This is a genomic window from Ruminococcus sp. HUN007 (assembly GCF_000712055.1).
Classification (GTDB): Bacteria; Bacillota; Clostridia; order Oscillospirales; family Ruminococcaceae; genus HUN007.
On record NZ_JOOA01000001.1, the window covers coordinates 695,847 to 720,173 of the forward strand.

General features: G+C 39.9%; 21 protein-coding genes and 1 pseudogene. 8 read left to right on the forward strand and 14 right to left on the reverse strand.

All coding sequences use genetic code 11. The annotated features are described in order from the left end of the window. Positions 1–29 precede the first annotated feature (29 nt). The 11 genes from CC97_RS03005 to CC97_RS03050 form a co-directional block, all read right to left on the reverse strand. Positions 30–443 (reverse strand): peptide deformylase, encoded by a 414-nt coding sequence (locus CC97_RS03005; RefSeq protein WP_044973656.1) that lies wholly within the window; start codon positions 441–443, stop codon positions 30–32. A gap of 173 nt (positions 444–616) precedes the next feature. Next, positions 617–1,291, reverse strand: coding sequence for a hypothetical protein (locus CC97_RS03010; RefSeq protein WP_044973657.1), 675 nt, complete (start codon positions 1,289–1,291; stop codon positions 617–619). Positions 1,292–1,303: 12 nt separating this feature from the next. After that, entirely contained in the window at positions 1,304–2,011 is a 708-nt protein-coding gene (locus tag CC97_RS03015) for a hypothetical protein (protein WP_044973658.1), read from the reverse strand. Next, on the reverse strand, positions 1,998–2,888 hold the full coding sequence (locus CC97_RS03020) for an ABC transporter ATP-binding protein (protein WP_044973659.1): 891 nt from the start codon (positions 2,886–2,888) through the stop codon (positions 1,998–2,000). Before CC97_RS03020 ends, CC97_RS03015 begins: the two co-directional genes overlap by 14 nt. A gap of 756 nt (positions 2,889–3,644) precedes the next feature. Then, a complete protein-coding gene (gene ltrA, locus CC97_RS03025; RefSeq protein WP_197021808.1) occupies positions 3,645–4,898 on the reverse strand; it encodes a group II intron reverse transcriptase/maturase in 1,254 nt (417 codons plus the stop codon). Between the two features lie 544 nt (positions 4,899–5,442). Next, a complete protein-coding gene (locus CC97_RS03030; RefSeq protein ID WP_044973661.1) occupies positions 5,443–5,814 on the reverse strand; it encodes a GntR family transcriptional regulator in 372 nt (123 codons plus the stop codon). A 281-nt stretch (positions 5,815–6,095) separates the two neighbouring features. Continuing rightward, positions 6,096–6,434, reverse strand: coding sequence for a hypothetical protein (locus CC97_RS03035; RefSeq protein ID WP_044973662.1), 339 nt, complete (start codon positions 6,432–6,434; stop codon positions 6,096–6,098). A gap of 288 nt (positions 6,435–6,722) precedes the next feature. Next, complete coding sequence (locus tag CC97_RS03040; protein ID WP_044973663.1) at positions 6,723–7,577, reverse strand: hypothetical protein; 855 nt, start codon at positions 7,575–7,577, stop codon at positions 6,723–6,725. Positions 7,578–8,178: 601 nt separating this feature from the next. Beyond that, positions 8,179–8,631, reverse strand: a complete 453-nt coding sequence (locus tag CC97_RS03045; RefSeq protein ID WP_044973664.1) for a hypothetical protein — start codon at positions 8,629–8,631, stop codon at positions 8,179–8,181. Further along, positions 8,631–8,834, reverse strand: coding sequence for a DUF4869 domain-containing protein (locus CC97_RS21500; protein ID WP_347493448.1), 204 nt, complete (start codon positions 8,832–8,834; stop codon positions 8,631–8,633). The genes CC97_RS03045 and CC97_RS21500 overlap by 1 nt, the downstream gene beginning before the upstream one ends. Then, a complete protein-coding gene (locus CC97_RS03050) occupies positions 8,746–9,069 on the reverse strand; it encodes a DUF4869 domain-containing protein (RefSeq protein ID WP_347493449.1) in 324 nt (107 codons plus the stop codon). Before CC97_RS03050 ends, CC97_RS21500 begins: the two co-directional genes overlap by 89 nt. Positions 9,070–9,264: 195 nt before the next feature. Here CC97_RS03050 and CC97_RS03055 point away from each other — a divergent pair, with 195 nt between their 5' ends. Next, on the forward strand, positions 9,265–10,833 hold the full coding sequence (locus tag CC97_RS03055; protein WP_044973665.1) for a hypothetical protein: 1,569 nt from the start codon (positions 9,265–9,267) through the stop codon (positions 10,831–10,833). A 5-nt stretch (positions 10,834–10,838) separates the two neighbouring features. After that, positions 10,839–11,562, forward strand: a pseudogene (locus CC97_RS03060) (NAD-dependent protein deacylase). Between the two features lie 151 nt (positions 11,563–11,713). Here CC97_RS03060 and CC97_RS03065 read toward each other — a convergent pair. Further along, the gene (locus CC97_RS03065; protein ID WP_044973666.1) at positions 11,714–13,924 is read right to left on the reverse strand and encodes a substrate-binding domain-containing protein; all 2,211 of its coding nucleotides are present in this window, start codon (positions 13,922–13,924) and stop codon (positions 11,714–11,716) included. Between the two features lie 223 nt (positions 13,925–14,147). Between CC97_RS03065 and CC97_RS19450 the strand changes: the two genes are divergently transcribed. After that, positions 14,148–15,950, forward strand: coding sequence for a cellulase family glycosylhydrolase (locus CC97_RS19450; protein ID WP_081849955.1), 1,803 nt, complete (start codon positions 14,148–14,150; stop codon positions 15,948–15,950). Between the two features lie 442 nt (positions 15,951–16,392). On the opposite strand, the gene CC97_RS03075 is transcribed toward CC97_RS19450, so the two are convergent. After that, positions 16,393–17,919, reverse strand: a complete 1,527-nt coding sequence (locus CC97_RS03075; protein WP_347493450.1) for a transposase — start codon at positions 17,917–17,919, stop codon at positions 16,393–16,395. A 553-nt stretch (positions 17,920–18,472) separates the two neighbouring features. Between CC97_RS03075 and CC97_RS03080 the strand changes: the two genes are divergently transcribed. The 5 genes from CC97_RS03080 (at position 18,473) to CC97_RS03105 (ending at position 22,927) form a co-directional block, all read left to right on the forward strand. Next, on the forward strand, positions 18,473–18,733 hold the full coding sequence (locus CC97_RS03080; RefSeq protein ID WP_044973668.1) for a hypothetical protein: 261 nt from the start codon (positions 18,473–18,475) through the stop codon (positions 18,731–18,733). A gap of 227 nt (positions 18,734–18,960) precedes the next feature. Then, positions 18,961–19,533 (forward strand): helix-turn-helix transcriptional regulator, encoded by a 573-nt coding sequence (locus tag CC97_RS19455; RefSeq protein ID WP_081849956.1) that lies wholly within the window; start codon positions 18,961–18,963, stop codon positions 19,531–19,533. Next, a complete protein-coding gene (locus CC97_RS03095) occupies positions 19,526–20,251 on the forward strand; it encodes a DUF6036 family nucleotidyltransferase (protein ID WP_044973669.1) in 726 nt (241 codons plus the stop codon). Before CC97_RS19455 ends, CC97_RS03095 begins: the two co-directional genes overlap by 8 nt. 346 nt (positions 20,252–20,597) lie before the next feature. Continuing rightward, positions 20,598–21,698: a hypothetical protein gene (locus CC97_RS03100; protein ID WP_044973670.1), complete on the forward strand. Its 1,101-nt coding sequence runs from the start codon at positions 20,598–20,600 to the stop codon at positions 21,696–21,698. Between the two features lie 299 nt (positions 21,699–21,997). After that, complete coding sequence (locus CC97_RS03105) at positions 21,998–22,927, forward strand: hypothetical protein (protein WP_044973671.1); 930 nt, start codon at positions 21,998–22,000, stop codon at positions 22,925–22,927. Between the two features lie 67 nt (positions 22,928–22,994). Here the strand turns inward: CC97_RS03105 and CC97_RS03110 are convergent, their stop codons facing one another. Further along, positions 22,995–24,209 (reverse strand): UDPGP type 1 family protein, encoded by a 1,215-nt coding sequence (locus CC97_RS03110; protein WP_044973896.1) that lies wholly within the window; start codon positions 24,207–24,209, stop codon positions 22,995–22,997. Positions 24,210–24,327 lie beyond the last annotated feature (118 nt).

Consider the following 24,327-nt stretch of genomic DNA (forward strand, 5'->3'; position numbering starts at 1 on the left):
AACACCTGAATTAAAACGCCTTTTTATTTTCATATCAGCACACCGTTACAGTGATCAATTTCATGCTGGATTATCTGTGCGGCAAGTCCTGAAAAATTCTTCACACGAGGCTCGAATTTCTCATTCTGCCAGCGTACCTTTATAGTTTTGTAACGCTCCACCGGCCGCGGACCGCCGAGAAGTGAAAGACATCCTTCCTCGGTTTTGTACGGCTTTTCTCCCCTGATTATTTCCGGATTGAACATTACAGTATATTTTCCACCGTCATCAAAAACGATTATACGCTTTAAAACGCCGATCATATTCGCCGCCATTCCTATGCATGCTTCCCTGTTTGCCGTGATCGTATCAACAAGATCCACTGCAGTCTGAAGATCGTCCGCTGTCGCCGGTTCAGATTTTGCCGCAAGAAATACCGGATCGTGTACTATGTCTTTTATCATCTTAAATAACAACTCCTGATTCTGTTTTCATTCTTCCTTTATATCATAAATATGGGCAGATGTCAATAGAAACGATAATTCCCCGGATCACTTCAGATTCGGGGAATTATATTTTTCTTTCTTTTGTTCTTTTTCATTTATTCTCTTCTTTAATGCATCTTCATGCTTCGAAATTACCTGTTTAAGATGTAACCTCCCCTTGGTGCCGCCTTTATGAAACGTGATTTATTCATCCAGATCCTGTTCAGTCTGAATACTGTTACAGCGATGGATACAGCAAATACAAGTACGGAGATCACTGCAGCGTAAGCAACCGGAAAAACAGCAGCGAGCAGATCAACTAAACTATCTGTCAGTAATCCGCTGAAAACAACAGCCAGAATAACAGGTATCAGAAAATCTCTGACTCTTGAAGCACTAAACGATGCTGCAGCTCCGATCATTGAAAATCCTGCGGAACCGATAAGCAATATCGCTGCAAGTGATTCCCTTCCAAAGTTTTGGCCTGCTAAAGAAACAAACAATATGAATACTGCGATACTGACTGTATAAGATAATATCGCAGGGACCACTGTATGAAGTTCCTTTGCAAAACTCAAAGAGTAATTGTATTTGCAGCTGCTTAAATGAATCTTTATTATAAATGCCATTGGAATTATTATTGCGGTGAACGCATTCATCATAGGAATTTTAATCGACAGTACGTCAAACTTTCTGTACGATACTGAATGCAGAATCATAAAAACAGGTACAAGAAATAAAGCCATATATCCAAACACTACTAAACAAGTAAACGGTTTATTGATCTGCATAAAAGTATATTTCAGCGCTTTGAGAGTATTTTTCATTCTGCCCCTCCCTTAGTTATACCAGTGTTTTTTTCTGTAGTTTTTTAAATCAGTAAAATGTGCGAAAGGTATCATTATTACAGCGAGTATCAGTAGAACTATATGCACTGACGTAAGTTTTCCGTCTGTTATACCGACAATACAGGTACATATCAATGCATACACTCCCATAAAACCACAGAAAAGCATACTTTTCGCTATCTGGTTTTTTATCATACAGATCAGCCTGCCGACGGCCACCCCTGAAAGTGATACAAGAAAAACAGTAACGCATACTCCAAAGCAGCTGCTGACCAGATGAAAGACTGCATTTATCAGAAATACTAAAACTGAAAACAATGCATTACCGAATATACAATGAAACATCTGACCACTCTTCATCCTGCTGTAAGTGTCAAATCCACCGCATACCGAACGGAAGTATTTACCGCCGGCAGATTCTTTATAAAATTCCTGAAACAGAACCATAAAGCTCCCCAGTATACTTGTAAACCCCATAAACATAGTAAAAGTCGTTCTGCTTATGCCACTGATAACCTCACCGTCATCCGGACCAATCATTTCTCCGGATGCAGCAGCAGTTATTCTAATAAATGTATAAACCATCAGAAAAACAGAAGTTAATATGCTCCACATAATAAGTGTCTGTTTTACAGGATCAGTGCCATTGTATATCTTCATAGCATCAGAAATGCTTATTTTTGAATTATTCTTTGTCATACGCTTCCGCCTTTCTCAGTATTCCAACGCTTAACTGCTGTAAAGTCGGAATTTCGATCGCTGCGTCAAGTTCACGAAGTGCATCTGCGTCTTCTGCGAAAGCAATACCTTCGAAAATTGTTTTGTTTCCTGAGAATGAGATCATAAGATGTTTGGCCTTTTCTGCATTCTCCGCATCGCCGTGTACAAGAACGTACTTCTGCTTAAGGTCTTCAACGAATCCTTCCTCAACTACTTTTCCTTTGGACATGAACACCGCATAGTCTGTGGCGAATTCCATATCTGCAATGTTGTGTGTCGAGAAAATTATCGAACGCTCGCCGTCGCGTTCACTGAGATATTCCCTGAACAGTTCACAGAGAAGATCGCGTGCAAGCGGATCCAGTGAAGATGCAGGTTCGTCGAGTACAAGAAGATCAGTATCCCTTGCAAGTACTCCGGCCAGATAGGTTCTCATCTTGTTACCGTCTGAAAGCTTAACGATCTTCTGCTGTTTCTTCGCATCAGGATCATCGAGATTAAATCTTTTGCAAAGGTCTTTGAATTTCTTCCTGTCAAAATTATCGAATGCAGTTTCCATTGAGGCAGCGACATTTCTCAGGCTCCAGTAAACCGGTAAAAAGTCTGTTGAAGAACAGTAACCTATCCTGTTTCTGAGCTTTTCGTCATCAATATCTGTCATATTTTCAAAGTAAACTGCCTCGCCGCTGTCTTTGAAATTCACTCCGCAGAGAATATCGATAAGTGTAGTCTTTCCGGCACCGTTTGCGCCGATAAGCGCTGTTGCAAATCCGCACGGAATGCTTGCATTCACCTCACCCAGCGTGAAGTTTTTGTAATGTCTTGTTATTCCCTTTATCTCTACTGCGTTTTTCATAAGTAAATCTATTCCTTTCTTTTAGTAACAATCGAAATAGACTCCTCTAAGAACTGTACGTGCGGTTTTAGCCGGTAGACCGAGGGAATTTCACCCTCAGCCCCCTTCAGAACCGTACGTGAAACTCTCGCTTCATACGGCTCCCCACTTCTGAAAACTTACTCATGTGTTTCTTTGCCGAATTTCGCTCCAGTCGTTATTGTGTCTCCAGTACACAACGGCAAATATCATTTCAGTAATCAGAAGCCTTCCACCCTTTGCTCCAATTGTTTTCACAAGCTTCTTCGCTACTACGGCTTCTTCTGCCCCTGTTTATATCATCTCTACTTTCAGCCTCGCAACCTTTCGGTACTTGTGCTTTTCGATTAACATACATAAACAGGTTCCCCAGTTTTGCGATGAGAGCCCATGCCAGATTCCTGCCGTCTATACACCGACCACTCCGTAGCCAATAAACAGGTTTCCGCTACGGTTATCAGAACCCATGCAGGAAAGATTCCTTTTAGCGATAAAGCAGCCTAACGATGCTTAATAAAGACGGTTCAGTTGTTCAGCTCTCTGGCAAATGTCTCGCCGTATTTATTACGACTTTTCTGTGACGCTCAGTACCATGCCTTTTGGACACAGCACCTCACAGATGACTTGGTACCTTCTCCTGTAAGACGATACCGATGGTACTAATCCCATCATCTCTCACCCAACTTGTCTGGGCACACCCCGCATACAGCTCCCCTCGTCCACTTCGAACTTTGTCATTTAAATGTATATTACTTTTCCAGCTGCCCATATGTTCACATGTACTCTTGGTCTCGTAATATTTGTATTCCAGTATTCGATGAATTTTTCTAATTTAAAGCTTTTCCGTTGACTCCTTCGGTTTAACCACTTATACGTTACCCACATTGCGTGACAGTATAGTGCTTTTACCTCTTTGTACGCTCCGCTTATGCAGTAGTAATTATTTGTACCTCTGAGTTTACTATTAAGGACGTCCGTGAATACCATAATATTTGTATTTCGGTTTTCCTTTATCCATTTCTTAAGCTTTGCTTTGAAAACTTTCTTCTTTTTCTTACTGATTTTGTGTCCAACTGTATATTTGCCGTTTCGCGTTTTACCATTTACATGGGTGAATCCAAGAAAGTCAAATGTATCAGTCGTATTACTGTTTCTTCCGAACGGAAGAATTCTTGACTTGTCTTCCGCTAATTCAAGTCCGAATTTGGCGAGCCTGTCTTTTAGGAGTTCATATACTATTCTTGCTTCCTCTTCATATTCAAACATGCATACGAAGTCATCTGCAAATCTTACTATATATGCCTCTCCTTTGAGCCTTTTCCTGACCCCTTCTTCAAACCATATATCAAGTACATAGTGTAGGTACACATTTGCCAAAACTGGTGAAATCAGGCTGCCCTGTGGAGTGCCGACACTTGATTCTTCAAATATGTTTCCTTTCATGATGCCTGATTTAAGAAATCTTACAATGTACCGCAGAAAATTTTTATCTGCAATATCATGTTCAAGGAACTTCATTAACCAGTCATGATTTACATTGTCAAAGAAGCCTTTTATGTCACAGTCAAGTATGTAATTTACTTTGTTGAACATTATCAGGTCATTGACTTTCTTTATCGCATCATGCATATTTCTGTTTGGTCTGAATCCGTAAGAGATGTCAAGAAATCTTGGTTCGTATACTTCATTCAGTATATCCGCCATTACTCCCTGTACAAGTTTGTCTTCGTAGCTTGGTATCCCAAGTGGTCGTGTTTTCCCATTGGATTTCGGAATTTCCACTCTCCTGACAGGCTGTGGTCTGTATGAAAACTTCTTCATTCTGTCAAGCAGATTTCTTATATTTTCATCAAGATTCACCTCATACTGTTCCTTGGTAACCCTGTCTACTCCGACTGCCTTCTTCGCTTTCTGCTTCCTATGTTCCGCTTTCAGCGTTTCATAGTTCACATGATTGATTAACGTTTCAAGTCTGGAATGTTTAACTGACAATGTTCTTATATCTTGTTGTTTCGTTACCATGCTTTGTTTTACCTCCAGTGTATTTGCATGTTTCCCTTCAAGAAACGTGTCCGAGTTTCAGCCCTTTGCTCCATATGTTTTGCATACTTTTCAGCTACTACGACCTCATCGGACTTCTTACAGCTCTTTTTGCATCCTCATGTTGCTGGCACTTGTTTGCAATACCTTGTTATCAGGAAACTGTAAGATCTCCCGGGTACAGTTATTAACACCTTGATTCCTCGCCCATCTTTAAAACGCCGACGGTGCCTCCACATTCTCGCTTATCGAATGTTTTGTACTGGTTGCTGCCACTATGAGAGCATCACCCACCGCTTTATCGAGACTAACGACGCTAAATCGACTCAGCTTTCGCTATAGGGCTCTGAATCTTTCCTGCCTACGCTTAGCAATCCACCTCACGATGAACCACCCAAGGCTGGATACCGACTCCTTGCTAGGGTTTATCGGGATAGGAGTTTCACCTATCTAAGTCAACACTGCCGAACCGGCGCACCATAGTCATTCTCCTTTTTTAATCATCCATGTTCCATAACGTCCCCAGAATATCCAAGACCTCGGGAAGTCCCATGCCTGCTATTTTTGCCGAGTGTATCGCATCCATAAGGTTTTCCTCGACCTGCCGCATATGCTGTTCCTTCAGCATGTTCTCATCCTGTGCGTTCACATAATATCCCTTCCCCTTCGAAGCAGTGACCAGCCCTTCCACCGACAGTTCCTCATATGCCTTCATCGTGGTTATCACACTGATCTTAAGATCCTGTGCAAGTCCCCTGATTGATGGCAGCGGATCGCCGGACTTCAGCTTGCCGGTAAGTATCTGTTCCTTCAGCTGTGCGGCTATCTGCTTGTAGATAGGCTCGTTTGAATTCTGATATATCTTCAATATGTCATCCCCCTTTCAGCTTCGAACTGTTTATATGTTATATATACAGTATAGAACAGTTATATCTGTTTGTCAAGGGGGGATTTTAAATTTTTCGTTTAAAACATTTCCGGTTTTCTAAAATATTGCTCACAAGGCAAAAAGAACCGGCGTTAACAGTATAAAACCATTAACGCCGGCTGTTAATATTCTTGTTCCAGTTTCAAAACCTCTGACTTGACACACTCTCATAAGAAAACTCACTATCCTGCTATACAGAAGAAGCTGATAATCGTTTATTACTAAAAATCGAAAGAAATCTGTGTACCTCTTTTAATTGCCTCTTGTATCAGAGAGTGTAGTTTCTCTATCTCTTTATTGTTAGTTTTGCTTTTCAGATTAATCACTGTTGTTTCTGCTAAATTTAATTTATCTGATCCTATTGTTTCAGATTCAAAGTCATCAATTAGCAATTCACAGTAATTATTGAGCAGATCAAATACGCCACTCTCAAACAAGGATTTGAACTCGCTTTCAGAAAGCTTCCATTCAATCATGTCTTCCTTTGTTTCTTCTCCATAATAATATTTTTCCATTGAGTTTATGTTTTTAGATACTGATATAATTCTTTGGCTATCCATTTTAACTTCCTCGTTTTCCTGACACATCTGCCGCACTCAATACTATATTGACAGAAATCAATATATTTCTCTGGATTATCTTTAATAAGCTAATTCCCCTTAAAAATCCAGCAAGACAAAGGTACCAGGCATTCTTCGAATGCCCGGTACTATTGTAAGCTGCTGCAGGCAGCAGCAAGAGAAAAAATCAACGGGACAGATAAATCATCATTTGTCCCGTTGGTTATTTTAACATTATATAAGCACGCCGTTGCAGTGATCTGTTTCGTATAAATACAGTAATAAAAATTATAAAGCTATCGAATTTAATCCTATTTTTTTGGCAATCGCAATTATTTTGTCAGAAGAAGCACCGGTCCATTTTGCTATAGCAGATACTTTAACATTATCTTTAAGCATATTTTCAATCGTTTTTTCTTCTTTCTTGTCAGCTATTTCCTGAATCTCTTCCTTAAAAACAAATTCTACTGCTTCGCTCATTTTACCTTCCTCCTTCATTTTTTTAAATACTGTTCTGTTGCTTTCAAAAGCAGTTCTGAGCACATCTGCTAAATGCTGTTTGAGTACATTGCTGTCTGCATGAGCATACTCTGTCTGAATTTTTTCAATCTGTTTTTCAGTAGCTCCTGGAACCAGTACCTTCAGGATATCCCAATCTTCTCCCAAAACTACTGCATCAACTATCTGAAAAGGGAAAATAACAGGACCGCCTGAAACTTCATAAATTCCTTCGCTTCTTTGATTTACAGTACATCCGTTAGCTTCAAGTGCTTTCAAAACATCTCTTGGAAATCTATACTGTAAAACAGTTATAGTTACTGCTCCAAATGGAATCTCATTTACTTTTCTGTCAATGGTCATATAAAAAAGAGCGTATCCTTCAATTTTATAAATGTCATTGATATTAATTCCATCACCATATCCTTTAAACTCAAACACATTGTGTTCATGAAAGAAGCAACCAATTTCATCATTTAAATGATGATTCGTTTCTTTCTTTAATACAACTGCATCCAGTCTTGGTGGCTGTTCTCCTAAAATTAATTCTTTAATGGTTTCCATAAAAACAAATTGATCGTCATATTTTGTTTTTAGTGCGGCAACTAAACCGGCATGATAATCTATTCTGTGTTCTTCTGACAAACTATAAAACACCACCTTTTTCGTTTAGAAGTTCTTAAATCAAAATACTTTTCTATCAACTATACAATACCACAAAATCCCGATTTTGTCAAGCTGCACATAAGTGAATGCTTGTTTACGATTTTAAAGATTTCTGCATCTGCAGAAATCTCTGTAGATGCAGAATTATCACTCGTTTTGCAGTTTCCAAATACATATTTGCTTTGTTATATTTATTTATCTATCTTATCTTTTTGTCTGTCATAGATACGTCCACCTTTCTTTTGTACTTTGATGCATCTAATCTCTTTGTATCTCACCTCGATACATATGTCAAGGTGCGATATATCAGTTTGGAAGAATACACAAAAGCCTGATCGGTATTTATGCATTTCTTACATTAAGACTCTTGCTTAGATTGATTAGCACCAAATTATAATAGTACCAGGCATTCAAAGAATGCCTGGTACCTTTTTATTCGTCCTGCAACAAAAGGCTTTCTTACCGAAAAAAAGAGAATATCCAGCCATAAACCTTAAGAACCGGCGTTAACAGTATAAAACCTTTACGCCGGCTCTTCTATCTATGAACTGAAATTTATCTGTTCAATACATTCGATTATTTATTTTTCATAAATCCGATAAAACTGATGATAAACCGGTGTCAGGCCGCCGTATTTTCCGGTGCTTCGTATTCCGTATATCTCATCAGCACTGAACGGCAGTGTTTCAAGATTTTCTCTGGTAACAATGATATAATAATTATTACTGAACTTTACAGCCTCAGCAAATTCTTTGCTTTTAACGAATTTATTTCCTTCATCTATGAACACAAGTGCATTATCACAGCCGGCAAGCTGTTCTTTCCACAGATTACCCGACAGTACACGGCAGCTTACATCACAGTACAGTTCAACACCGCTGTCTTCGCCCTGCTCGTTGTATTCCCGTATCATTTCAACAAGAGTGGTTTTTCCTGTTGCGCTGTCGCCCTTAAGTACTGTAATATTCCTTTTTATTTCAAATTCATAACGCAAAGATCCGTTCTGGAGCTTAACATGATATTTTCCTTTCATCAGACAAACCTTCCTGCTTTAACGGCCAGATCGTACATATTATGAACCGTTTCACCTGTATTCATTATTTCAACATCAAACTGTCCGTCGCCAAAATCCATCAGATGTCTGAGATTAATGACAACATCTTTTTTCCCTGCCCATTTCCAGAAGCCATCGGGCACAGTTATCACCGCAGTTTGATGCATTAAAAACTTTATCATTTATCTGATCAATAAGAATAAGTGTCTTTACTCCTCCTGAAAGGGAAACAGGCGCTATTATCCCCATTACCGGACTTGAAACCGCACCGTTTCCAAGAACTTCAGACTTATCAACATCTTTTATCATCTTCACTGTACGATCATCTTCCATCCAGCGAGGATTAAAGCGATTTTTAAAGTAAAGAGAAGTATTATACACGGCATTTTCCATTTCGCCGAAAAATATTTTTAACATTTCCTTTTCCTCACATCAATTCGAAATGACTATTTAATAATATTATACTATTTTTCAGTTTATAAGTCTATATTCGAAAAATGTTTTTCGGGTACATTTTCGGGATATATATGTCCCAGTTTTTATTGACTTTTAATTTTCCCTATGATATCATAATATCAGCATACGAACTGCGATCCGAAAGGAGTGAATATATTGAACAGAAACACCGGTACTATCATACTTAACCGTGAAAAGTTTATCGACGAAAACACGCCGGTCACAAAGAATTCGCTTTCATGCTTCTTCAGTCTTAAGCTTAAGGAATTATCGAATAGGCTGGGTAAAAAGATCACCAAAAAAGATATCGCCGACATGGTCGGAATTAGCCATGAACTGTTCCGCAAAATGATAAACCGTGAAAAGGCCACAAAGAAACGCGACTGCATTATAGCTGTATGCGCCGCACTCAGACTCGATACATTCGATACCGATCTCGCGCTGAAGCACAACGACTGGATGGAACCGCTCGACGACTACAACGTCCGTGATGAACTCATCATGAACATTCTCGATAATCTTAGCGAAAATCCTAAAACGGCTGATGACAACATGAAGATCATTCCGGAAATAAACGCAGCGCTGGTCGCAAACGGTTTCCCGGAACTTGATATCATAACCCACCGGAACACTGACAGGGAGAAGAATTATCCGTTCAGTCCGGTAAGAAAGCATTTCCAGTGTATCATCGGCGGCGTCACACGTTACACTGATCCTTACTTTTTCATGGATCTTCTTTACGACGTGGATAATTTCCACACCATGAGAACAAGCATGGAACTTGAAGGCGAAGGACGTCGTACCGAGCTTACAGTAAGCTTCCGCGAGCCTCATGATTCATTCGGTGAAAACTGCTTTGTAAGCTGTCTCAGAAAAAAGGTCGCTCCTCCCGAAAAGATATATTCGGTATACACTTATCCTGACGATGAACACGATGCCGAAACACGGGAGTACACCGATATTTCCGAAACCGGTATATTCAGAAAAAGCTTTGCCGAACTCGAAAAAACCGAAGCAGCAGAAAGAAGGAAATTCTACAGTACGATAAACGACAGCCGCAACTATGAAAAACGTATGGCGGCAAAAGTTATCGGAAACAGGCTGCACATCTTCTACGAGGAATACAACTACTATCTGCCGGAACTCGGTGAGTACTGCCTCATGGATCTGTGCGGCGGCGAATTCACTCTTTCTGTTTCAAACGAAAGCCGTTTCATGTTCATGTATCTTCCGGAGGAAAAGTACAGAAAAATATACGGCGAACCGAACTTTACGGTTACCGAGGAATACACATCTGTCGGGGACATTGAAGATTCAGCCTACGTAGTTACCGAAGTCGGACCGTACGAATCATACCGCGAGGCCGAGATACTTGAGTTAAGAAAAATGACCTACAGAAAAATGAAATCCGGCATAAAATCTCTTGTAAAAAAGATGAAATCCGGTACCGCACACATCTGCAGTCCTGATGTTCTGTCAGAACTGGATGAGAATTTTATCTTTGACTATCTCGGACTGAACGCATCAGAGACCGCACGCATATGCGCCGCTGAAAACGCCGGAAAAAAAGCAGATATAACACTTTCAAACGGAATGAAAGCTGAACTTGATGTATCTGATCTTCTTAAGGGATTTGAACTCGGCCTTAAGAGCATCGACGGGATCGGTCATTTTCTTCTGAAAAACGGAACACTCGATATTAAAGAAATACTGGAAAAGGAGTAATCATTATGCAGTCAAATGTTGAAGCTCTTCGTGAAGCAGTTCTAAGTTCAGAAAACATTGTATTTTTCGGAGGCGCCGGTGTATCGACCGAAAGCGGGATTCCTGACTACCGCGGTCCGAAAGGGCTCTACACCCAGAAAAACGGAAGATGCGCTCCCCCTCCGAGTCTGAACATGAGACTGTTCAAGGATAATCCTGATGATTTTTATGACTATTACCGGAAAAACATGCTGAGCTGGAATGCCGAACCCAATGCTGCTCACTTAAAGCTTGCCGAACTTGAAAAAACAGGGTAAACTGAAAGCCGTTATCACCCAGAATATCGACGGTTTACACCAGGCTGCCGGAAGCAGAAACGTCATTGAACTCCACGGAAGCATGAAAAGCAATCAATGTATCCGCTGCCGCAAATCATACGACATATCTGAGATACGTGCGACAACCGGAGTACCTCACTGCAAAATCTGCGGTGGGCTTATCAAGCCGGACGTGATCTTCTTCGGTGAAAAGCTGGACAAATCGGTTATAAACAAGGCAAAGAAATACATACGCGCAGCCGACATGCTCATCGTAGGCGGCACTTCCCTCGTAGTGAATCCGGCTGTCAGCCTTATCTACGAATTCAAAGGCAGAACTCTCGCTATAATAAATCTTGCCCAGACCGGTCTTGACGGAAGAGCGGATATCGTGATACACGACAAGATCGGTAAGGTTTTATCCTCGATTTGATCTTTAAATCGTCAATACAGCTTCGCCGTATTTCCAGATGGGAAGACTGCGGGGCTGTGCCCAGTGTCCCAGGCTGATTTATGAATAAATCAGCATTTCCATAAAAACACAGAACCCGCTGCAGCAAGTGCACAGCGGGTTTTGCATTATATCAGGACATGAACTTTTTTCTGTACTGGTTAGGTGTATATCCCGTCATCTTTTTAAACTGCTGCATGAAATATTTTTCATCATCAAATCCGCATTTTTCCGATACTGCAGATATATTGATGCCGGCAGATACCAGACAGTATTTTGCATAGCGGGTTTTAAGCGAAATGATATCCTGATGGAAACTAACACCGAAATTCTTTTTGTAAACCGCACGGAAATATCCGGTACTGATGCATAATTTTCTGCAGGCATCCTCCGCTGTGATGTTTTTTTCCGGAGCAAGATAGATCTCACTCCTTAATTTCTGAAGTTTCATGTGATCAGATGAAGCGGGTCTCTTATTTTCCGTTTTAAAACCGGCAGCCTGTTCGGCTTCGCTCAGACATGAATCAAGCGTGTTACCCTCCGTATTTCCGTAATACAGTTTTGTAAAGCAGATACCGTCACCGTATATCCCGTTTTTTCTGAAAAATCCGTAAAGAGATGTATTCAGCTTTTCAAGGACATCCTCCGGAAAGCTTTTGTCACTGGTCATTACTCCTGAAACGGCAAACAGACTGTCACTTATCCGTCCGCACGTACAGCCGAAAAAGGATGCTGTTCCGGATATGACTTCACTCACTCCGTCTGTGACAAGATTTTCAGACTCAAAGTCATTTGTATCTGAAACGGGTACTCCCTGCGAGATCTTAAGTGAAACCGCAATAATAAAAAACGAATCTGCATCTTCGTTTCTTACGGCAATATTCATTTCATTTATAAATCCTTCGCGGTTATTCATACCTGTACGCGAATCACGGTATTCACTCAGGTTCTGGCAGCGCATAAGATAATTTATATCATTTTTCATGCGCAGAAATTCAAGAGCATTGGCAGCAATGACATTCCACTTACGGAACGATTCACCGAAACATCCGACTTTATCGTAACGGATTATCATATATCCGAAATCCTCATCCATGAAATAGACCGGGCAGCAGTAAAATGCATTCGGTTTATCCGGGTCGACTATGATATCAGGAAACATTTCATCGCGCGAAAAATGAACAGGTTCAGTAACCCGGCCGTATATGTCGACAATACTGTAAAGAACAGTATCGGCTGAGCCGGAATTATTTTTCCCGGAAGATCTGCCGGCAGAAACGCACCATTCGTCATAAAGACACAGAAAAAGACCTGAAACGTCCGGTATGAAATACGAATGTCTGCGCAGTGCGTCGATAAGATCCTGTATATTACGCGACTCCGTCAGAAACTGCTCAAGCATTCCCGTATCGTTGAGTGAAGCATAGTACGACTGTTTCTTCTTTTCATTTATCTCTGCCGCAACATCCCTGTGATCCGCTCCGCATGTACAGGTATCTCCGGGGATGAACCTGCTTTGCAGCTGTGAATTCAGCGGTACTTTAACTCCGCATACCTTTTCGTAAAGCAGAGCAGCCGCCTTTCTGCCAAGATAAGTACGGTCGCGGTTCCAGGTGGAAAGCACGGGATAATGCTCCATTCTGTCTCCGGTGTATTCATATCCGGTCACGGTAATATCTCCGGGTATCTTCACCCCGTGGGCAGTCATCACATCACAGAATGCGTATGCCATATAGTCATTCGCACATACAAGAGCTTCCGGCATTTTCCGCCTTCCTTCAATATAATCAAGAGCAGTCCTCTCACCCGAAGAAGTCCAGAAATCACCGTATATCACACGGCTGCTGTCGAATTCAATACCGTGTTCTTCAAGTGATCTGCGGAAACCGGTGATCCTGCTCTGTGCGTCTTCCGAATCTTCGGGACCGGTAAGAAAATCGATTTCCTTAAAGCCGTGGACTTCTGTCAGATGATCGGTTATACGCTTTATATCTTCCGCACTGTCACTGTTTACAGTATCGTACCCTGTTTCACGTGCTCCCACACTTACACACGGTCTTCCGGAAGAGCTTATTTTGTCAAGTACGCTCTTTCTCAGATCACCGTTCATAAAAGCATCATCAGTAAAGATCATGCCGTCCGGTCTTTCCGAAACTATTCTTTCGTAAATGCTGTTTTCATGAGTAATAAAATCATTGTATTCCGATGCATTGTAGATATTCGAAATAACTGCCACATCAGTATCCATATCAAACGCCTGTGATATGATGCCTTCAAGCAGACTGCGCTGCTCCGATGCAGATGCACGTGCCGTCACTACAGTAAAGAGTTTTTTTCTGTTCATATTTCACACCTTTAAGTCATGGTATTATCCCCTGTTGTCTCTTTCTCTTAGTATATCACGGATACTGAGTATTTTCAATCGTATATGTAAAATATTCATTTTTCACACCTTACATACACAATTATGGTTGTGAATAATCTTCATATATTATATAATCATAACTGCAGGAAACAAACGGTTTCCGTCCGGACATACATTATTATTGTAAGGAGTGTAAAGTTAAATGACAGGAAAAAGACTCACAGCATTTTTCACTTCACTTGTAATGTTCGTAATGATCATCATTCCTTCCGTGCCGCAGGCAAATGCAGCAGAAGCAATGAGAGACATTACGACAATGGAGCTGGTACGCGATATGGGGATAGGTATCAACCTTGGCAACACACTTGAAGCATGCGGCGACTGGGTAAACGGAAAAACTCCGGCTGACTATGAAACGGCCTGGGGCAGCCCTGTTGTCACTGAAGAAATGATCAGAGGCTACAAAAATGCAGGATTCGGGGTTCTGCGAATTCCGGTAGCATGGTCAAACCTGATGAAGGACGACGGCAGTTACAAAATCAGTCCTGACTATATGGCCAGAGTTACTGACGTAGTTGACTGGGCCATCGGTTCAGGATTGTATGTAATTATAAATATCCACTGGGACAACGGCTGGGTAAACACTTTTCCGGAAAACAAGACCGAATGCATGAAGCGTTTTGAAACAATGTGGACACAGATCGCTGATAACTACAAAGACTACGGTGATCACCTCATGTTCGAATCGCAGAACGAAGAACTCGGCTGGGAAAAGCTCTGGAACAGATGGGCCGGAAATGACGGCAAGACTGAGTCATATGCACTTGTAAATGAGATCAATCAGAAATTTGTTGACGTAATCAGAAAATCAGGCGGCAACAACGCAGAACGTCACCTGCTTATCTCCGGCTACAACACAGGCATCGACGTAACATGCGATCCGCTCTTTAAAATGCCTTCCGACCCGGCAAACAGAATGGCCGTATCAGTTCATTACTACTCACCTTCCACATTCGCTATTCTCGAAGAAGATGCTGACTGGGGAAAAGCGCAGTCAACATGGGGAACTGCAAAGGAAGTCGAAGATCTTAACAATGAAATGGACATGATGAAATCATCATTCGTTGACAAGGGCATACCGGTAATCATCGGTGAATACGGCTGTCCGACAAAGAACAAGGAACCGGAATCAGTAATGAAATTCCTCACTTCAGTATGCGAAGCAGCTTATTCAAGAAATATGTGTCCTGTTCTCTGGGATACTCCTGGCGGAAGATACGACAGACTTGAATGCAGAATGGCTGACAAGGAACTCGGCGAAAAGCTCTGTGCCATTGCCGGTACAAAAGCAAACTACACCGAAGACACACTTGAATCAGTTACATACAAAACCGAAGAACTGAAAAAGAATTCAAACGGTGAATACATCGTTCCTCTTGGCTCCAATGCCAAAAATCTTAAAAAAGCAATAATCACTCTGAGCTGCACATCATCTGAAAATTCCGGCTGGTTCTGCGGAGGCGGCGGTCTTACATTTGACAGTGTAAAGACAGCAGACGGAAAGAAGTTCTGGAGCAGCAAGGGATTTAACTACGACGGCGGAAAGGAAAAAGTCCTCATCACATTTGACGGCAAATTCAAAGATGACAAGGACAACGAATTTGACGCTGAAATAAACTGCACCGAAGCCGGCCTCGTCGACTGGTGGCATTCATCAGAAAAGTACCCTGAAGGCGGCGACGATGTAAGCTGCGAATTCAAGGCGATCACACTTTACTACGACGGCGATCCGGGCACGATTACTGAACCGGAAGCCCCTGAAGTCATCAAAGGCGACACCGACTGCAACGGTACTGTAAACACAAAAGACCTTGTAAAGTCCATCGACATGATCATCGGCAGAACTGAAGCCAGTGAAGAATCATTAAAAAATGCCGATATGAACGATGACGGAAAAATAACTGTCATCGACATTATAATGTTAAAAAATGTACTGATCAGATGATCCGTACAAAACACAGATCCTGAACCGGTCTGAAAATCATCCTTTATCCGATATTATCTATACTTTACATACACGGGTATTCAATCCATCCTAAAACGACGTTTTCTGATAACCCAAATCTCTTCAAAAAACGTCACCAGCCACTGACCAGAGCATTCACGGTCAGTGGCTGGTTTTCTTTTAATGAACGCCTGCGGCGTACTATCTTAACAGGGGCTGTTAAGAAACTACCGTTTTAAAAGGTAATAATCATCACTTCGTGCTGATTATTGCTATTAAAAAATGGAAAATGAATTTCGATGATAATCGAGATTCATTTTCCATTTATTTTTTCGTTTTTAACATGAAATCGTCTCTGTTTGTTGAAAAAACAGGCGCAAAAATCCTGTACCAAAAATATAATAATTTTTTTGGCACAAATATGGTATATATTTTTTCTGTCTCAAGCCGCTTTCATCATCTTCATTCTGCTGAGATGATACTTGTGAAGGTTAAAACCAATACAAATAAGGCCGAATTCCAGCATAACATCATCAAATCCACGTCTTCTGAGTCTTTTGTAATTACGGTTCCATTTGATTGTTCCGAATGCGCCTTCAGACTGGATACTACGGTTCATACGTAAAAGTGCTCCCTGGATACTGTTAAGATTACCAAGCACTTCTTCATGAAATGATGTCAGTTCTTCATTGATGCTGATGATTCTGTTTCCGGAACCTTTATGACATTCAGTTCTGTGTTCGCAGCCCTCACAATTTTCGCACTGATAGTATTCCTGTGTCCTGCCGTACTGATTTCCTTTTACAGGAGCACTTTTAAGATAATTAAACTTTCTGCCTTCAGGACAAATGAGTTTTCCATTTTCGTCTGTTTTAAAGTTTACTGCCCGATAAGGATCGTTATGATATTTTTTGTCCTTCATTTCCTTATTGAACATAGTAAATTTCATATATTTTTTCATTTCGTGCTGCTCACAGAAAAGATAGTTGTTGTAACTGCCGTAACCCGCATCCGCTACAGGATATTCAGGCCAGAATCCATATGTATCATGAAATCTGGTCATCAGTGGCTGAAAGCAATCCATATCTGAAGCATACTGAAATACGTCGTATATTGCTACATAGCCGTCGCAAATTCCAGCCTGAAAATTATACGCTGGAAGAAGCTGATCATTTCCCATATAGTCACGCTTAACTCTCATGAATGTAGCTGCTTTGTCAGTTTTCGAATAACTGTTTCTGTGTTCACCGCATGTCGAAATATGTTCGGCGTATGTTTTTAATTTTTCAGTGTATTCAACCAGCAAATCATAGTATCTTTGCTCAGGTGTTTTTCTTTTTCCTCTGCCGTAAACAAAATCTTTTGTATCAAGTTGGGTCACTTCAAGGAACCTTTCACTGATAACTTCAAGGTAATCTATCGCATATTCTTCGCGCGTTTCAAATTTCACCTGATAATATGACAGTACGCATTCGTTTATGGTATCAATCAAATCTGTAAGTTTAACGAACAGTTTTGCTCTGCTTCTTGTGCATGCTTTTTTCCATACCCAGGTATATTTATTCGCATTAGCTTCAACCTTGGTTCCATCGATGTATACATGATTCAGGTCCACATTTTCTTTTTTGAAAATATAACTGTTCATGTCATCCATGATTTCAGGTACACTCTTTTTGAGATCATATTTTATGAAATTTCCGATGGTAGCGTAACTTGGTACTCTCATATCATCAAGTATCCACATGAATCTGATATCAGTTTTACACAATTTTTCTATGTCTCTTAATGATACATATCCTGATTCCATAAATGCAAACAGTACTACCTTCAGAAGTTTTTCTGAGTCATATTTCGGGCGACCTGTAATGTAGTCCTTCTCTACAAAATATTGTTTTAGGTCAACATGATTCAAAACTTCAATGAAAGTATACACTGGATCGTTAATATCTATAATTTTCGTGTAATCCACTGGTAATCTCAGCTGGATTGGTGTATAATAGTTCTCAGTGATATTCATGATGTTGTAATATGATTATATCACTAAATGCAGCTGTGCGTAAAGCATAGTTGCATTTTTTTATTGTGCCGAAGGCACCACCATTTTTTATGAATGCCTTCGGCGTACTATTACCAGAAAAGGCACCCCTTGGGTGCCTTTTGAGTAAGCTGTTTTTTAACAGCCCCATTTTTTATTTATACACGTTATCAAATTGAAATATAATATTTGCACGCAGTCGATAAAGAATAATATTTGTTTCGGTTCGATTAGCTCATTTATCAGTTAACACAGTGATTTATTGAATTTAATCATTGACAAACGCAAATATTTGGATTATAATAATCATATAATTTTGGAAAGGCCTTAATCATCACCCACCAACAGGAGGAGTACACATGAATAATAAGTCTGTAATAGAAAATCCGGAACGTTTAAAAGCACTGTAAATAAAACAGTTGAAGAAATGCCTGATGATTTCATCATTAAACCATTCATCATTGCAAACCGTGCGGAGGTGAAGAATATGTTATTTGAAGAATATGACGAAGAAAAATACAAGAACCTCTTTATTGAGGAAGGAAGAGAAGAAGGGCGTGTAGAAGGACGCGAAGAAGGACGCGAAGAAGGACGTGAAGAAGGACGTGAAGAAGGAATTGCTGAAAACCGGATTTCTACCGCACGCAACCTGCTTGCCAGTGGTGTTTCAGATGATATCATTATCAACTGCACCGGCATCGATCCTGATGAATTTGAAAAGATCAAAGCAGAAACTGAAAAGAATTAAATTGATTATCAGTCTGCTTATCGTATATTCGTAAAATCAACCCTGCTCAAGTGAGCAGGGTTTTCTATTGCGCCAAAGGCGCAACCATCTTAAATGAACGCCTTCGGCGTACTATCGTAACACAGCCAGTAATTTTTTACAAATAAAACATCCCCCCTGAAGAAGCCATAGGCTATTGACAATAATTCGGTAAACCGTTATAATTTTAATTGAAAGGGGCGATAACTATGATCATTAATGAACAACTTGAGAAAATAAAAATGACCAAATATCGACTTAGTAAAGAAAGCGGCGTTCCACAGGCTACGATCAATGATATCTGCAGTGGAAAAGCCAATCTTGAAAAATGTTCTGCAGGAACGCTTTACAAAATTGCAAAAGTACTGAACTTGTCAATCGAATCAATATTAGAATCGGAAAAAGAAAGTGAACGCAGCTCCTTTGAAGTATTCAAGAGTAATACATGTCATTATGTAAAAGACATGGGAGATTTAGATTTTATTATAAAAGTTCTGGAATCTGATGAAATAAGAAAACTTTATGAAAAACACTGGTTTCCGGAAGCTTTATACCTGCTTGCAATGATAGATTATCTTTCAAGAATCAATGAAATTCCTCTTTGCACGAGATATAACGATCTTCGGGCAAGCAAACTTGAACGGCCATTATATCCAGTTGGCGTACTGATCAGCAGCGAAGTAATGCACACTGATGAACCTCTGCATACAGCAGAAAAAAATTCAATTCCTGAATTCAGAAGATTTAATATCATTGAAAGTGAAGTGAGAAACGTTGTTTGAGAAGCCGTTCACAAAAGAAAACCTTGATCAGTATCTTAAAGAACTCGCCAAGGAATTCAGGAAACTAAACGGTAAGACAATACCAGCAGATATTGTACTGATAGGCGGCGCTTCCGTCGTTATAAACTATGGATTTCGAAACATGACATACGATATGGACGCAGTTATCAATGCTTCTGCATCCATGAAAGATGCTATAAATCATGTTGGTGACAAATACAATTTACCTAATGGCTGGCTGAATACTGACTTTATGAAAACTACTTCCTATTCAACAAAGATAGTTCAGTATGCAAAATATTATCGAACTTTCTCAAATATAGTCACATTCCGCACAATTGCCGGAGAATACCTGCTGGCAATGAAACTTATGGCTGGAAGGCAGTACAAATACGACTTGTCTGATGTTATCGGAATTCTTTGGGAACATGAGAAATCATCCACCTCAATATCACTGGATCAGATCAAAAAAGCTGCCGCTGATCTCTACGGCTCTTATGATAAACTGCCGGAATATTCAAGACTTTTTATTGAAAAAATAATTGCAGAAAAAGAATATGAAAAAATATATGAAAAAGTACGCAATATGGAATCAGAAAACAAAGATATTTTACTGGATTTTCAGGATGAATATCCCGGTGTTACTAATACCGATAATATAAATGATATTATAGCTGCTGTTAGAAAAAAGAAAGAATCAGAAAATCTGATAAAATAGTAAACTTACTTCTCGAATTTTCATGTTTCACCCCTGCTCAAACGAGCAGGGGTTTCTATTGCGCCGCAGGCGCATCCTTTTAAACGGAACGCCTTCGGCGTACTATCGTAACACAGCCAGGTCACTGACCTGGCTGATTTTTTATTTATACACGTTATCAAATTTAAATATAATATTTGCACGCAGTCGATAAATAAAAATATTTGTTTTAGTTCGATTAACTCATTTATCAGTTATCGCAGCGATTTATTGAATTTAATCATTGACAAACGCAAATATTTGGATTATAATAATCATATAATTTTGGAAAGGACTTAATCATCACCCACCAACAGGAGGAGTACAAATGAACAATAAATCAGTAATAAAGAATCCTGCACGTTTAAGAGCATTACTTATAGAAAAGATTGCATATTATAAAACTTTGTCTCCTGGTCGTTTCTTTCGGTCACTTTCCATGGAGGAAGCAGCTAAAGAACGTCGATTTCAATTATTAAACACCCAGAAAACAAACAAAGAAAAACAAATGTTTTCTTTTCTTACAGAACTTGTAGTAGATAAAAAACTTTCAATATACCAAGCTGCTAAATTTGCAGGAACAGATACGGTAACATTCAAATATGAATTTCAGGCAATTATAGAGAGAAAAATGCGCGAAGGAACCAATAACACTAATTTAGAATCCACAGATAAAGAAATAATTAACGATTCTGAACTCAAACCTATTATAATGGATCATATTGAGGATGGATATTCCATTCCTGTCATTGCTGCTTATACATCAAAAACTGTTGAAGAAGTTGAAGAAATAACAGGTTTAAAATCTGAAGTTTCACAGTTGGAATACGATATTATAAACGATCTTATATATTTAAGAGAAGATGATAGAAAAGAAGTTATTTTAGCAACTTTAATTGATCTGATTTATGAAGGAGTACTGGATGCTTCAGAAGCTGCTGAGCTGATACGAATGCCCTTTGAGGATTTCTTAAATGAAAGTGGATTAAATGATAAATGTTCATCTGACGGAACCCTAATGATAAGAACAAACACAGATAAGATTATCGACAATTGTATGAACTGTCTTGTTTCAAATGTGAATACTACCGATTTAGAAATTTTCTACTATCTTATAAAGAAAAATTTTTATGATCTTACCGAATGGTTAGATAACTACTTTGATGAAACAGATAGCAAAGAAAACAACACCGACTATGATAATAGTTATGATGATGAACCTATTGAAGGATTTGACATCTATAAAGTACTCAGAGATAGCGAAACTAAAGGCTTTAAAGAAGGTCGTGAAGAAGGCATAGCCGAAAACCAAATTACTACCGCACGTAACCTGCTCGCCAGTGGTGTTTCAGATTATATCATTATCAACTGCACCGGCATCGATCCTGATGAATTTGAAAAGATCAAAGCAGAAACTGAAAAGAATTAAATTCCAACGCAAATGGAACGCCTTCGGCGTACTATCGTAACACAGCCAGGTCGGTGGACCTGGCTGTAACTTTTTTATATCTCAATTCCAATATTCAGTTCAGAATATACAAGAACAATTAACGCAAATCACTGTAAACAGTTGAAAAAGCACTGATTAAATGGTATAATTAAGACAGAAAAAGCAATTTGAAAAATTTACATATTTTTCTTTTACTTATATTGACATCTAGACTTGAATATGTTATACTAGATTTGTAATTAAATTCTATAATTATCATTTTCAAGGAGATGTGCTAAATGAAAATTATCAATATGGTTTATGACAGATCATTCAAACGAATGCTCACACTGTCAGAAAAAATGCTTGTCAAATTAGTTAACAAAGTCTTTGATAAGCAGTTTCCGCTTAATTCCAAAGTCACTTATCTTGATAGAAACAGTAAAAAAGCAGATGGTTCAAAGCTCGAAAAAGATCTTTACTTCTCAATCTGCGGTGAACGATTTCACATCGAAGCGCAGGCTTATCAGGATGATATGATCATCAGACTTTTCGCTTACGCAGTGTCAAGTACGCATGACGGATATGAAATCGTGGATGATACCCATTCAGTATTCAGAATGCCTATGCAGGCTGTTGTTTTCCTGAAAGACACAGATCGCTCAAAGGATAAGCTGTATATAAAACTTATTCTTCCGGACGAACAGGAAATTGAATACTCCGTTCATGCAGTCAGAGCACTCGGCTATTCACCGGCTGAACTTGTTGAGAACGACCTGGAAATCCTTCTTCCGTTTCAGATCATCCGACTCTATCGCAGAGCCAGGAACTATGATAAATATTCATCTGAAACCAAAGAAAAATTCCTCGCTGACTTTTCAGAAATGTGTAATGAAGTAGTTACTACAATCGACCGTTTACACGATGCTGGTAAAATAACTAATGATGAATACCATGAGATGCTGGATATAACCAGAACACTTGAAAAGCATGTATATAAACACGTCAATGATATTTTCACTAAAGGGGCTGATAAAATGTTACAGGATAAATTTATGTTTGCCAGTGATGAGCTGATTGCTGAAGCAATCGCTGTGAAGGAACAGGAACTTGCAAAAGCAATGATTCTGAATGATGAGCCGCTTGAAAAAATAGAACAGTACACTGGTCTGAATGTCGCTGCGCTTAAACCTATAGCTCAGACACTTGGGAAAAAGCTTGTTGTTTAATTGAATATTTCTTAGTATGGCGACTGTAAGGAATTAACACTCCTTACGTCGCTTTTTTACTAAGGATTTATATCTCCACCCCATTAAACTTCAGCAGCTCCCTCGCCGTATCGACTGAATCCACCCCCGTTTTATTCTTCACCGGCGCAAACTCCTTCTTTCTGTCCACTTCATACGCCAGACAGTCATCCTGCAGTTTTATCATATCAAGCACAAGCGTCTCGAACTTGTAGGCATTCGGTTCCTCTGGTGTTACGATCTCGCCGTTCTCATTCATGTACTTTATCTTCTTGAAAGCACGGTGAAGAGGAAGTTTTACTGTCAGGGTCTTGTTAAGTTCATCGACACGGAAAAGATAATTCAGAATAACACCGTAGTTGTACGAAAGCGTACCGTCAGCTTCACGACTGTTACGCATTTCATCGGTCATTTCATAGTATTCGACTATAGACGGCCTGCCGTCTTCAAGGCAGAGCACACCGACCTTTTCGTCAGGATCTGCCTTGGCTACTACCTTCGCACCGGATACCTTTCCGGACTTTATGACTGCACCTATAAAGCACGGATCTGCTATCCTCTGAAGTACGTTATCAACGGCGAATACATTCAGCCATTCGATACCGGTTTCTTCAACGACCTTAAGCATTCCGGTCTTCGCCATAGATGCATACCATCCGCCGTTCCCGTTCGGAGCTGTGGAGATCTTTCCGGGAGCTGAAAGCATGAGCTTACCGTTTGTATCCACCGTAGGAAGCTGTTCCTGAACGAAGAACCATACGTTGTCGCTGTTATAGCCGAAATAATCATGCGCTTCGAAAAATTCGCGTGTCTCCCTGTTGTTATCCACACTCGTCATGACAAAAAGCGGCACCCACGCTCCTGCTTTCTTCGTCACTTCGAGAAGATTACCTATAAGGCACTCGAATATATACAGTTCCCGGTCCACACCGATATTGAACATCCCCTTCGGATGGTCAAAACCAAGCCTGCTTCCCTGCCCGCCCGCAAGGAGAACTGCACCTACTTTACCAGCTTTGATAGCCTTAAGACCGGCTTCAGTATACTTTTCCCTGTTCTCTTCGATCTGCTTAAGTGTCTTTGCAAACAACGGATCAAAATCACCGCGCTCCTCACCTGCCTCACCGGCACTCAGAACTGAAAGATCCAAATCGTTGATACTGTTTACCATTTCAAGCTGGTGTTCTTCAGGAAGCGATGCCAGATGTTCAGCTATGTGCTCCTGATGAAGGATGTTTAGGATTTTTGTTGTTTTATATTTCATATTTTCTACCTCGCATTTCATAATTTTTCCATACGTTTTATACACACGTTTATTCAGCCGTATTTTTTCGTACTTTGGGTAAAATTAATTTTGCGCTACAATATAGACATTGTTATTT

Coding starts and splice junctions, on each gene's coding strand:
- CC97_RS03050 (WP_347493449.1), bottom strand. CDS start 9,069: ATGTTAAAAATATTTTTCGGCGAAATGGAAAATGCCGTGTATAATACT.
- CC97_RS03035 (WP_044973662.1), bottom strand. CDS start 6,434: ATGGATAGCCAAAGAATTATATCAGTATCTAAAAACATAAACTCAATG.
- CC97_RS03080 (WP_044973668.1), top strand. CDS start 18,473: ATGTTATTTGAAGAATATGACGAAGAAAAATACAAGAACCTCTTTATT.
- CC97_RS03105 (WP_044973671.1), top strand. CDS start 21,998: ATGAAAATTATCAATATGGTTTATGACAGATCATTCAAACGAATGCTC.
- CC97_RS03005 (WP_044973656.1), bottom strand. CDS start 443: ATGATAAAAGACATAGTACACGATCCGGTATTTCTTGCGGCAAAATCT.
- CC97_RS19450 (WP_081849955.1), top strand. CDS start 14,148: ATGACAGGAAAAAGACTCACAGCATTTTTCACTTCACTTGTAATGTTC.
- CC97_RS03100 (WP_044973670.1), top strand. CDS start 20,598: ATGAACAATAAATCAGTAATAAAGAATCCTGCACGTTTAAGAGCATTA.
- CC97_RS03065 (WP_044973666.1), bottom strand. CDS start 13,924: ATGAACAGAAAAAAACTCTTTACTGTAGTGACGGCACGTGCATCTGCA.
- CC97_RS03045 (WP_044973664.1), bottom strand. CDS start 8,631: ATGAAAGGAAAATATCATGTTAAGCTCCAGAACGGATCTTTGCGTTAT.
- CC97_RS03015 (WP_044973658.1), bottom strand. CDS start 2,011: ATGACAAAGAATAATTCAAAAATAAGCATTTCTGATGCTATGAAGATA.
- CC97_RS19455 (WP_081849956.1), top strand. CDS start 18,961: ATGATCATTAATGAACAACTTGAGAAAATAAAAATGACCAAATATCGA.
- CC97_RS21500 (WP_347493448.1), bottom strand. CDS start 8,834: ATGATAAAGTTTTTAATGCATCAAACTGCGGTGATAACTGTGCCCGAT.
- CC97_RS03020 (WP_044973659.1), bottom strand. CDS start 2,888: ATGAAAAACGCAGTAGAGATAAAGGGAATAACAAGACATTACAAAAAC.
- CC97_RS03110 (WP_044973896.1), bottom strand. CDS start 24,209: ATGAAATATAAAACAACAAAAATCCTAAACATCCTTCATCAGGAGCAC.
- CC97_RS03010 (WP_044973657.1), bottom strand. CDS start 1,291: ATGAAAAATACTCTCAAAGCGCTGAAATATACTTTTATGCAGATCAAT.